The sequence below is a fragment of the Bacillus sp. SIMBA_154 genome (assembly GCF_046536015.1).
In the GTDB taxonomy this organism is placed as follows: domain Bacteria; phylum Bacillota; class Bacilli; order Bacillales; family Bacillaceae; genus Bacillus; species Bacillus pumilus_P.
In genome coordinates, this window is the sequence record NZ_JAWJBV010000034.1 from 1 (window position 1) to 10,522 (window position 10,522).

14 protein-coding genes and 1 pseudogene are annotated in these 10,522 nt (G+C 43.8%); 14 read left to right on the forward strand and 1 reads right to left on the reverse strand.

All coding sequences use genetic code 11. The features are described 5' to 3' along the window. The 11 genes from R0K30_RS20640 to R0K30_RS20690 form a co-directional block, all read left to right on the forward strand. On the forward strand, nt 1-780 hold a 780-nt coding region (locus R0K30_RS20640), incomplete at its 5' end, for a phage minor head protein (RefSeq protein WP_410612599.1). Nucleotide 781: 1 nt separating this feature from the next. Next, nucleotides 782-1,933, forward strand: coding sequence for an XkdF-like putative serine protease domain-containing protein (locus R0K30_RS20645; RefSeq protein WP_410612601.1), 1,152 nt, complete (start codon nt 782-784; stop codon nt 1,931-1,933). 22 nt (nt 1,934-1,955) lie between these two features. Next, the gene (locus tag R0K30_RS20650) at nt 1,956-2,885 is read left to right on the forward strand and encodes a phage major capsid protein (RefSeq protein ID WP_410612603.1); all 930 of its coding nucleotides are present in this window, start codon (nt 1,956-1,958) and stop codon (nt 2,883-2,885) included. Nucleotides 2,886-2,890: 5 nt separating this feature from the next. Further along, complete coding sequence (locus R0K30_RS20655) at nt 2,891-3,217, forward strand: YqbF domain-containing protein (RefSeq protein ID WP_410612605.1); 327 nt, start codon at nt 2,891-2,893, stop codon at nt 3,215-3,217. Between the two features lie 5 nt (nt 3,218-3,222). Beyond that, nucleotides 3,223-3,615: a protein YqbG gene (yqbG, locus tag R0K30_RS20660; protein WP_410612607.1), complete on the forward strand. Its 393-nt coding sequence runs from the start codon at nt 3,223-3,225 to the stop codon at nt 3,613-3,615. After that, nucleotides 3,612-3,968, forward strand: coding sequence for a DUF3599 family protein (locus R0K30_RS20665; RefSeq protein WP_410612609.1), 357 nt, complete (start codon nt 3,612-3,614; stop codon nt 3,966-3,968). The genes yqbG and R0K30_RS20665 overlap by 4 nt, the downstream gene beginning before the upstream one ends. Further along, nucleotides 3,965-4,471: an HK97 gp10 family phage protein gene (locus R0K30_RS20670; RefSeq protein WP_410612611.1), complete on the forward strand. Its 507-nt coding sequence runs from the start codon at nt 3,965-3,967 to the stop codon at nt 4,469-4,471. Before R0K30_RS20665 ends, R0K30_RS20670 begins: the two co-directional genes overlap by 4 nt. A gap of 4 nt (nt 4,472-4,475) precedes the next feature. Next, the gene (locus tag R0K30_RS20675; RefSeq protein ID WP_410612613.1) at nt 4,476-4,931 is read left to right on the forward strand and encodes a phage tail terminator family protein; all 456 of its coding nucleotides are present in this window, start codon (nt 4,476-4,478) and stop codon (nt 4,929-4,931) included. After that, the gene (locus R0K30_RS20680) at nt 4,918-5,142 is read left to right on the forward strand and encodes a YqzN/YkzM domain-containing protein (RefSeq protein ID WP_065098989.1); all 225 of its coding nucleotides are present in this window, start codon (nt 4,918-4,920) and stop codon (nt 5,140-5,142) included. Before R0K30_RS20675 ends, R0K30_RS20680 begins: the two co-directional genes overlap by 14 nt. A 3-nt stretch (nt 5,143-5,145) precedes the next feature. After that, nucleotides 5,146-6,492, forward strand: a complete 1,347-nt coding sequence (locus R0K30_RS20685) for a phage tail sheath family protein (RefSeq protein ID WP_410612615.1) — start codon at nt 5,146-5,148, stop codon at nt 6,490-6,492. Between the two features lies 1 nt (nt 6,493). Then, the gene (locus R0K30_RS20690; protein ID WP_410612617.1) at nt 6,494-6,937 is read left to right on the forward strand and encodes a phage tail tube protein; all 444 of its coding nucleotides are present in this window, start codon (nt 6,494-6,496) and stop codon (nt 6,935-6,937) included. Nucleotides 6,938-7,200: 263 nt separating this feature from the next. Here the strand turns inward: R0K30_RS20690 and R0K30_RS20695 are convergent, their stop codons facing one another. Further along, on the reverse strand, nt 7,201-7,290 hold the full coding sequence (locus tag R0K30_RS20695) for a putative holin-like toxin (protein ID WP_106918392.1): 90 nt from the start codon (nt 7,288-7,290) through the stop codon (nt 7,201-7,203). Between the two features lie 153 nt (nt 7,291-7,443). On the opposite strand from R0K30_RS20695, the gene R0K30_RS20700 reads away from it, so the two are divergent. The 3 genes and pseudogenes from R0K30_RS20700 to R0K30_RS20710 form a co-directional block, all read left to right on the forward strand. Beyond that, nucleotides 7,444-7,893 carry a phage tail assembly chaperone gene (locus R0K30_RS20700; RefSeq protein ID WP_410612620.1) on the forward strand — a complete coding sequence of 150 codons (450 nt, stop codon included), beginning with the start codon at nt 7,444-7,446 and terminating at the stop codon, nt 7,891-7,893. Between the two features lie 23 nt (nt 7,894-7,916). Beyond that, on the forward strand, nt 7,917-8,069 hold the full coding sequence (locus tag R0K30_RS20705; RefSeq protein WP_008361258.1) for a hypothetical protein: 153 nt from the start codon (nt 7,917-7,919) through the stop codon (nt 8,067-8,069). Nucleotides 8,070-8,072: 3 nt separating this feature from the next. Continuing rightward, nucleotides 8,073-10,522, forward strand: a pseudogene (locus tag R0K30_RS20710) (transglycosylase SLT domain-containing protein); the annotation flags it as partial.

A 10,522-nucleotide genomic window follows, 5' to 3' on the forward strand; every position in this document is an offset into this window, starting at 1 on the left:
GAGAAAACAACCGCAAAACTTCTCAGATTGCAACGCAGGACGTTTTTAAATGCTCTGAATGGTTTTATATCCAAGGATGATTCGGAGACGTTAGAATCAATTCTAGCGTTTTTTAATAATGATCTATTCACTTCAGATGAATTTGCGGAGCTGTTCGGAAAAGAAACGGCCATATTCTTGACTTTGACTGTCACGCAGCTGGCTGAGAAGATCATGCATTCCATCGATGCAGATATTCCATTCAAGGTGCTTTCAGAGAAAACTGAACAGTGGATTGAATCCTGGTCGCAGGAGTTGGCGCAGCTGATGAAGCTGAATACTCATGAGGCAATTGAACAAACGTTGAAAGAGGGAATAAAAGAAGGACGCTCTATCCAAGAGATTGAATTGGAGCTGAAAGACCTTCCCGAATTCAGCCGGAAGCGTGCACGTGTTACAGCTGTAACTGAAGTGTTGACCGCTTCTTCTGTTGCTCAACATGAATCCTATGTACAATCTCCAGCTGTGACAGCAAAGCAATGGAAGCACAGCGGCGGGAAAAAGAATCAGTCCAGAGAAAGTCATGTGCAGCTGGATGGCACGATTATTCCTCTTGATGAAGAATTTGAGATACCAGGCAGCGGAGAGCGGTGTATGTTTCCGAGAGATACAAATCTAACTCCAAAAGAGCGGGTAAACTGCCATTGTGCTGTGGGCCCTGTGGTTGATCCTGCTATTTTAGGATTGTCAGCAGAGGAAAAAGAAGAAATTAGAGAAGCAGTTTTGAAAGGAGGTGAATGAATTGCCACGCGAATTGATAAATGCAAAGATCACACACGTTTCATACGTGGACAAGGCTGCTAATCAAAAGCAGTTCTTTTTTATGAAATCAGAAAAGCAGCCAGACTTTCAAAAAGAGATCAAGGTCATTGCGAAGGCTGATGATGCGCAGCGTCTTGTGTACGGCATTGTATACGAACCAAACGTAGCTGATGCACATGGGGATTACATGACACCAGAAGAGATCGAAAAAGCCGCTCATGGGTTCCTGAAGGATGCACGTGAGATCGACAAGCAGCATGATTTCCAAGGCGGTGTTGGGGAAGTCGTTGAATCGTACATTGCGCCGGCTGACTTTGAAATGGGCGATGAGATGATCAAGAAAGGATCGTGGGTTCTTGTGACGAAGGCTTCCGATGAAATTTGGGAACAGATTCAAAAGGGTGAGATCACCGGATACTCAATGGCCGGAACAGCGGATATAGGTAAGCAAGAGCGTCAGCCAGCTTCTGAAGAGAAGGGGCTTTTTTCTTTGCTCAAAAACTTCTTTCTTAAAGGAGAAGTAAAGAACCGATACGACAAAGGCCGCATGCGTCGTGAGTTTTGGGCGGCACAAGAGGCGCTGAATTCCGTTTTGTATAAATGGGGTTCTTACGACGATGGAGACTTGGAGACTGATCCTGAAAAGGTGAGGGCAGCACTGCAAGATTTTGTGGAAATCACAGAAGAGATTTTGCTTACTGATGACTTGGCGGGGATCCAAACTGACCCACCTAAAGAAGTAGCAAAAGCTGGCCGAAAGTTTTCAGCTGCTAACTTAACTGAATTGAAAAATGCAAGAGCCGCTATAGACAGCTTATTAAGTCAAGCGGAAGAGAAGGAGGAAGAAGAAGTGAACAAAGAAGATCTGCAAAAGATGTTAGATGAAACAATTGCACCAGTCGTAAAACGACTTGAAGACCTTGAAAAAGGCGAAGGGGAGCAACAACCTGATCCGCAAGAAAAACAAATTGATGAAGAGGTCGCAAAAGAAATGGCCGCAGCTGTAGAAAAGGCACTGGCTCCAGTTGTTGAAAGAGTCGAAGCACTGGAAAAGGCACGTCCGCAAGGTAATGGTGTAGGAGATCAACAACAACAAGACGTACAAAAATCTGTATTTGATGGCTTGCTTTAAGCCGAGAAAAGGAGGAAATAGAGTGAGAAATCAAGAGGTAATTAACAAAGCGGAAGTGACGCTTGGTACATTAAAGACAGGCGGTCTCATGAATCCGACCCAATCTAGCACATTTATTCGTATGGTGCAAAATGCACCAACACTGCTACAAGATGCACGTGTTATTCCAATGGATAGTGATGCACAAAAAATCGAAAAAATCGGTTTTGGTCAGCGGATTCTTCGTCCTGGTCAAGAAGGTGTAGGTTTAACTAATGAACAAAAGACTGCGCCAACAACAAGCACTGTGGAGCTTAATGCAAAAGAAGTCATCGCTGAAGTAAATATCACATATGATACGTTGGAGAACAACATTGAAGGTGATAATTTACAGAATACCATCATGCAAATGTTGGCGGAACGAGCGGCAGTAGACATTGAAGAATTAATCTTAAATGGTAATACAGCGTCATCTGATGCTTACCTTGCTCAGCTAGATGGTATTCGTAAGCAAGCAACATCTCATATCGTAGATGTAGCTGGTGAACCACTTACACGCCAAGTATTCAAGGAAGGTTACAAAGCTGTTCCGCCAAAATACTTGCGAGTTCCACAAGAATTCCGTTTCTACACTTCCCCAGGTCAAGAGGTCGAGTGGAAAGACAAAGTAGCGGATCGTCAAACGAATCTAGGGGATGCAGCTGTTCAAGGTGGACTTTCTTCCGCATTCGGTGTTCCAGTCAAAGGTATTGCAAACATGCAGCCATATGGAATTGGAGAGGACGGCACAGATGTTTCAGACATCTTATTGACTCATCCGAAAAACATTATTCTTGGCTTCTCTCGTAACATCCGCATTGAAGTTGATAAGGACATCCGTAGACGTAAATTCATCATTGTGTTGACTGCGAAGCTCGACAGCAAATTCGAGGAAGAGGATGCTGTTGCTAAGATCATCAAGGTCAAGGAGTGATCAACATGTATTCAGCGGTTTTGATCAAGGGAAAGACATACGCTGTGATGGGGCATGTCTTTCTTGTTAACCAAGTTAAGGATATTGAGAAAAAAGTTTTTCAATATCTCGATGGCAATGAGTTTTTCATTTGTAAAGAAGTGAAAGAGGAAGAAGAACCGGCACAACAAGCAAAAATCTACACTGAAACTGAATTGAAGGGCATGAACAAAACTGAACAAGAAGCCATTATTATTGATCTTGGCGGCGATCCGTCTCAGCTCAAAGATAAGAGTGAAAGAATTGCCTTCATCCTCGATCATCAACAGCAACAAGAAAAAACAGGAGAGTAAGGCTGATGCTGATCTCTCCTGAAGATGTTAGGATGTATACCGTATTCGAGAGCGTGAAAAACCGCTCAGATGAACTATTGGAAAGTGACATCATCGAGGCTGAAGCTGAGGTATTTAAGATTGCAGGTCATGATTTCACAAGTGAAAAATATCAGCCGCTTCCTGAAAAAGCTAGAATCGCATTGATTAAAATGGCGCAGTTTTTCGCGCTGATCAACGGGGATGAATCAATCATAAAGGGTTATAAATCTGAAAAGATTGGCGATTATTCATATACTCTGGCAGATGGTAACGCCATATCAAAACCAGATGTGTATAACCTGTTGATAGATTTCATTGAGCCTGGAGAAGCGCCAGAAGATCCGGCAAGTGTAAGAATGAGGTTGAGATCGATATGAGCTATCAATCATTATTAACGGATCGATGCGACATATATCACTTGAAGAATCAGCCGCTGTCAAAAGATCGTTTTGGCGTGCCGGTTCAGGATGCGCAGCCGGTCTTTTCATATCCTGATGAGCCTGATCAAGTTGATCAAGCATGTTACTTCACAGAGAGAAATCAAAACATCACACAGCAGGAGCCAAACGCAACCATTCATCAATCGTACCTTGTTCATTTTCCTATTACTGCTGATGTCCGAGTAAATGACAAAGTAGTATGGGAAGGCATTACTTTGAAACTGCAAAAGCCCAGACGGATCAAAAACCATCATATTGAGGTGGTAGCGATGAGGAGTGAAAGCCTATGAGGATTGATGGTCTTGATCAATTCATTGAGGACTTGAATGCAGCGGTGAATGATGGCTTGCAAGCTGAATATGAAGAGTGGCTTGAAGGAATGGGCTATGAGTTTCTTGATATTGTTCAGGATGAGGTCATTCGTACAAAAACGGTGGATGCTCGTCGCTTGCTCAACTCATTCCAAAAAGGCGACCAAGAAAACGTCTTTTCAATGAGTAGTGGTGGACTTACTCTTGATGTTGGGACCAACTTGGAATACGCATCATACACAAACGATGGTCACTTTACCATTGATCCCTCCAAGAATCAGGACAGACGTTGGGTTCCTGGTAGGTGGGTTGGAGACCGCTTTGAATACGATCCAAACGCTGAAACAGGAATGCTTCTAAAGTTCCAGTGGGTTGAGGGAAGCGGCTATTGGGATAATGCACTAAACATCTTCGGGCAGATGTTTGAACAATCATTGGACCGCAAGCTGCAGCAATGGATCGATGAACAATTTGGGCGGTGATTAGATGAATCAAGAAGTCGGCGCTATCATGAATTATTGTTACAAGCGGTTTCCTGTGAAGGTCTACGAAAAGGAAATTCCGGAACAGTTTCAGATCCCATCGATGTACTTTCCCGCAGCATGGACAAACACAAAAAACGATACTGTTTCAACGTTCCTCAAAACATACACGCTGCATATTAAAGTGTTTCACAAGGACTCTGGACAGGCTAATGATGCAGCAGAAACCATCGTTGATGCCTTATCAGCTGATCGAAACATCATTCAAATGGTCAGTGAGGAAGGTGAACTGCTCGATCAATATGTTCGCATTAAGAGGGCAGAAACAAGAATTGCTGATCAAGGTGTGGCAACGATTGTCCTCACATGGGATAGTGCCTATTGGTACAACAGAGACGCGCAGCCAAGCCTTGACGACATAAATTTTTCAGACGGGGTGATCAAACGTGAGCAAGACTAAAAATGAATCACAGGTGAAAGAAGAGAAAGCCGCTCCGGTTCTTCCTAAAGAAGCAGCATTTTCATTTGAAGCCTTGAAAGAGCACAGCAAGGAATTGTTTGGCGTAAAGCCTGAAATCCTTGAAGGTGCTCTTTTTTATATCAAAGATCAACCAATTACAAAAACAGAAGCAAAGAAGCAGATTGATGCTTTTTTGTCTAAGGAGGTTTAAAGGATGAACGGAGGTACTTTTACACCAGGTACAGAGAAAAAGCGTCCTGGTATCTACTTCAATTTTAAAACCACAGCACAGCAACGTATCACGCTAGGTAATCGCGGCACCGTTGCACTTCCGATTACGATGAGTTGGGGAGAGCCTAAGACTTTCATCTCTATTTCAGGAATCGAGGACTTAAATAAAAAAGTCGGATTAAACATCGATGACAAGTCACTACTTCTTTTCCGAGAAGCGAAGAAAAAAGCACAAACAGTTTTATTGTATCGCTTGAATGAGGGTGAACCTGCAAAGGCTCAGATCAGCGAGAATTTCAACGTTCTTGCTAATTATGGTGGACAGAAAGGGAATGAGGTCACGATCCAAGTCACTGAAAACGTATTGGACAGCTCCAAGCGTGATGTGGTGACTTACGTGGGTACAGACATTGTTGATAAGCAGATTGTCACTGATGTCAAAGAGCTGAATCAAAACAAATATGTTTCGTTCTCTGGTGAAGGTGAAGTGACCATCACAGCTGGCGTAACACTAAGCGGCGGGAAAAATGGTGTGCCAAGCGTGGCAGATTACACAGCATTCCTTGAAGCTGCTGAAACAGAATACTTTGACGTAATAGCGCTGCCTAATAACACTAGTGCGCAACTAAAAGCAACATTTGTGGCCTTCGTCAAGCGTTTGCGTGATGACCAAGGCCGTAAGGTGCAAGGTGTTTTACCGAATTATGAAGCTAATCATGAAGGAATTATCAATGTCACAAGCGGTGTCGTGCTAGAAGATGGCACAGAGATCACACCAGCCAAAGCAACAGCATGGGTGGCCGGTGCATCTGCAGGAGCCAATTTCAATCAGTCACTGACCTTTGTGGAATATGAAGGGGCTGTGGACACGTTAGAGCGTCTTGATAATGATCAAGTGGAATACCGCTTATCACAAGGCGAATTCTTGTTCACGTTTGATGCGCGTGATCGCACAGTGAGCGTTGAGAAGGATATTAACTCCTTAACGACTTACACAACCGAGAAGAACAAGACATTCGCTAAAAACAAGATCATTCGAGTGCTCGATGCGATCAACAACGATTTAACACGTGAATTGAAGGATTTGATTAAGTTACGCAAAGCAAATGGCAATGACATTCCTGCATCTGATGATGGGCTGCAGCTGGTGAAAACACTCATCACGCAATATCTAACTCAACTACAAGATGGAAGCGGCATTACAGGCTTTGATTCTGAAACAGATATCGTAATTGCTCTTAATGAAGATCGTGACGGTTTCTTAATTGATCTAGCTGTTCAACCAGTTGATGCAGCTGAAAAATTCTATTTCAATGTAGAGGTGAAATAAGATGGCTTTTAAAGCGCAGAATACCATTTCAGGTAAGGAAGGGCGCTTATTCCTCGATGGTGAGGAAATGGCGTTCATTAAAACGTTTGAAGCAAACGTGGAGAAAAACAAATCAGAGGTCAATGTCATGGGCCGTCGTATGACAGGGCACAAGACAACAGGAGCAAAAGGAACAGGAACGGCAACATTTTATAAAGTGACGTCCCGTTTCGTTCAATTAATGCTCAACTATGTGAAGAAAGGGGAAGATCCTTACTTTACAATGCAAGCAGTTTTGGATGATAAATCATCCACACGCGGCACAGAGCGTGTCACATTGTTTGATGTGAACTTTGATTCTGCAAAGATTGCGGGGCTTGATGTGGATTCAGAAGCACTGGAAGAAGAGGTTCCTTTCACGTTTGAGGACTTTGATCTTCCTGAGAAGCTGGAGGATTCTTTCTAAGAAATGTGGAGGAAATTAGCTAATTAATTAGCTAAATAAAAACCGAATATGCTATAATGCAAAGAGAATGCTCAGAGCATTCCCAAAGCATTCCCAGTATACAAAATTATGTTTACATGCAAAGCAATTTGCATACAATAAAAAGAAGCCAGGATGCGCTAACATCCCGGCAATGTACAATGAGGCCCTCAAGGGGCTGGCTAATCAATTAGATAGTTTTAAGGATAGACTTTCCCTTCAACCGTCCAAAGCTCAAGGGGAGTCTATTTTTTGTCTATATACGTCAACAAAGTAAAGATAAACATCCCGAATAAAAGCATTAGGGAAATCGCTTCAAATGTTGACATTGGCATCACCCCCCTTCCTATCGGGGATGAGCCAGACACCCTTGAGCAAGCCGTTCAATTGTACGAGTTATATTATACATGAAAAGATTGGAAAGCACATTCAAAAAATGGATGTGCTTTTTTGTATTCAAAAAAACAAATCAAAGGGAGTTTTTAAACATGAGCGAAAAACAAACAAACAACGTATATGATCTTTCATTCTTTATGCCAGGACAAACAGCTGAGACAGAAGAAATCAAATCAATCATTTCAAAGCGCTTTGTTGATAAAAACGGTGAAGTGATTCCATTCGTATTCAAAGCCATCACAACTGAACGCATTGATGAACTGGAGAAAGAAAACACAACTTACAAAAATGTCAAAGGTCGCGGACGTGTGAAAGACTTGGATTCCCAACGTTTCTATGCACGTATTGCGGTTGAATCTACTATCTATCCGGATTTCAAATCAAAGGAATTGCGTGAGGCATACGGCACACAAGATCCAGTCGAAGTGGCAAAGCGTGTCCTGTCTGTCGGCGGTGAGTATGCGAACTGGTTAAACAAAGCCATTGAAGTCAACGGGTTTGAAGATGAAATTGAAGACTTAGAAACAGAAGCAAAAAACTAATAAAGGACGGGGACAAAGAGGCTGTGTATCTGTATTACTGTATGCATGAGCTTCATTACTCCCCGTCTGAACTCTTAGAGGTCTATGAAGCGCCAAGGCGTTTCAAGGGCTTTTTGTTTGGGTTAATAGCTCACAAACTTGAAGTGTTAGAAAAAGAATCAAAGAAAGGGGGATAAGACATGGCTCGTTTAACCGCACGGTTTGAATTACAAGACCGGATCACGCGTAAATTGCGTTTGATCAGAGGGGACTTAGAACGACTTGATAGATTGCGCCGCAGATCAGAGCGGCCAATCACTTTAAGGATCAGGGACAATGCGACAATCGCATTAAGACGTGTGCAGCGTTTCATATTGCGTGACCTTGCTCGAACTTATCAGCTGACGCTTGATGTAAATGATCTGGCCACAAAAGCACTACGAAAGTTCAATGGCTTCTTACAACGCAAGATGCCGCGTACTCATAGCGTGTTGATGCGTATTAAAGATCAGGCAACACCAGGACTTGTCCGGTTGCGTCGTTACATCGATCGGAAATTTGGCAAAGTAGAACGGTTTGCCATAACGGTTCATGATCGTGCGACCGCAGGGATCAAACGTATTGCATCATATGCAGCGCGTCAGCTTGGTCGAGGATACAGCTATACCATTAGAGCCGTTGATATGGTTCGGCGTACAGTCAGCCGTATAGCGTCTTATACAAGGAACACGTTAGGGACTGAATACAGGGTGGCGATTAATGCGATCGATCGTTTCACCGCTCCAGTACGTGGGGCTGTCTCATTTGCAAATACTCATTTGGGACGGACTTACACAACCACAATTAAGGTCCTTGATCTTATCACAAAGCCATTGAGAGGGATCGTGTCAGCTGTCACTAGTACACTTGGGTTGCTTGGAGTCGGTGCCGGTGCAACAGGTGGTATTGTCGTGCCGCTCAAAATGGTAGCGGATCGACAGAACATGACCACGGCTTTTGAAACACTGCTCGGCAGCAAAGGGAAAGCAGATGCACGACTGGATGAATTGACGGCCTTCGCTGGTCAAACGCCATTTACTCGTGATGAGATTTTCGAGTCAAGTCGTGTTCTTCAAGTATTCACAGGGAACGCTCTATCGACTACAGAAGGCATGAAGCTAGTCGGGGACGTTGCTGCAGGTGTTCAACGACCGTTTTCCGAAGTTGCGCTATGGATGGGGCGTTTATATGACGGCATTAAATCGGGGCGTCCTATCGGTGACGCAACGGCAGCGCTGCAAGAAATGGGGGCGATCTCTGGTGATGCCAGAGGTAAGCTCGAAAAACTTGCAAAGAGCGGCAAGGACATCTCTAAATCATGGCCGGAAGTGACGAAGGAATTTGGCAAATACAACGACATGATGATCAAAATGTCGGACAACCTAGCCAACTTATTCCTTGGTGTTAAATCATTCATCAATAACAGCATCCTTATGCCTTGGGGTAAAGGACTTGCAGCAGCGTTCCAACCTGCGTTAGAAGCGTTCAGGACATGGCGTGGGGAATATTCCTTTGTGCTGACTGATCTATCAAACAAAGCTGAAAAGGCGGGCAAGAAATTCGCTAACAGCTTCCTTGATCCGACTAAGAGTGTTTTCGGATTTATTGGTGATCAGTTTAAAATTTTGTTCCCTGGAGAAAAACTATCCAAGAAGCAAATGAAAGAACTGAAGGTCAAATTTAAGGATAATCCCAAATTGCAGAAACACTTTGAACAGCTTGAAAAATATCGAGATATGAGCTTTGAGACAAGATGGAAGCTCGTCTTAGATAATACAAAAGACGTCTTTGGTGAATGGTGGGAGAAGACGGGGAAACCTGGTCTTTTCAAAATGGCCAAGAATGTTGGTAAAACCTATGGTGGCATCATAAACGGTGTGATCAACGGTCTACTTGGTATTGATGACAAATCGACCGATGATTCTTTTGTGGACGCTGGGGCAAAGGCAGCAAAGATATTCATTGAATCATTTTTAGAAGCACTTGATCCTGCACAATTAGGCATTCGTATCACTAAGAAGATCGGTGAGATCAACTTGAATGCTCTTACTGGGGAAGGCTCAATAGCTGGTGCTTTGATCGCCAATGCATTTGCGCTCGCATTCCTTGGAAAAGTGGCCACTTTATTAAAGCCGCTTAAATCCATTCTTTCTGGCGCTTTTGCTGTCTATAAATGGGGCAAAGGTTTAAGAGGCGGGATGGGAGCAGGAACGAGCGGTGGTGTAATCGGTGGAGCTGGAGGAGCAGGGCGACCGCCGAGGAACCCACGAACTCCTGAATATCGTCAGCCTTGGATCAATAGAGGTGAGCCGGTACGACCAACAACGCCAAACCAAGGGCGTGGCGGTGGATTGTTAGGTAAAGTCGGTAAAGGTGCAAAGAGCATCGGAAAACGTATTCCTATTATCGGGACAGCAATAGCAGCTACAGAACTGATCGGCATCAACAATGATAATAAAGGCGAGAAGATCGGGGGATTTGCTGGCAATTTGGGCGGCGGTATCGGTGGAGCTGCACTTGGTACATTGATCGCTCCTGGAATCGGAACAGCGATCGGGGGAGTATTAGGCAGCATCTTTGGCGGTGATCTCGGTAACTGGATCGGTAAGAT

Coding starts and splice junctions, on each gene's coding strand:
- R0K30_RS20685 (WP_410612615.1), top strand. CDS start 5,146: ATGAACGGAGGTACTTTTACACCAGGTACAGAGAAAAAGCGTCCTGGT.
- R0K30_RS20665 (WP_410612609.1), top strand. CDS start 3,612: ATGAGCTATCAATCATTATTAACGGATCGATGCGACATATATCACTTG.
- R0K30_RS20670 (WP_410612611.1), top strand. CDS start 3,965: ATGAGGATTGATGGTCTTGATCAATTCATTGAGGACTTGAATGCAGCG.
- R0K30_RS20695 (WP_106918392.1), bottom strand. CDS start 7,290: ATGCCAATGTCAACATTTGAAGCGATTTCCCTAATGCTTTTATTCGGG.
- R0K30_RS20690 (WP_410612617.1), top strand. CDS start 6,494: ATGGCTTTTAAAGCGCAGAATACCATTTCAGGTAAGGAAGGGCGCTTA.
- R0K30_RS20655 (WP_410612605.1), top strand. CDS start 2,891: ATGTATTCAGCGGTTTTGATCAAGGGAAAGACATACGCTGTGATGGGG.
- R0K30_RS20675 (WP_410612613.1), top strand. CDS start 4,476: ATGAATCAAGAAGTCGGCGCTATCATGAATTATTGTTACAAGCGGTTT.
- yqbG (WP_410612607.1), top strand. CDS start 3,223: ATGCTGATCTCTCCTGAAGATGTTAGGATGTATACCGTATTCGAGAGC.
- R0K30_RS20700 (WP_410612620.1), top strand. CDS start 7,444: ATGAGCGAAAAACAAACAAACAACGTATATGATCTTTCATTCTTTATG.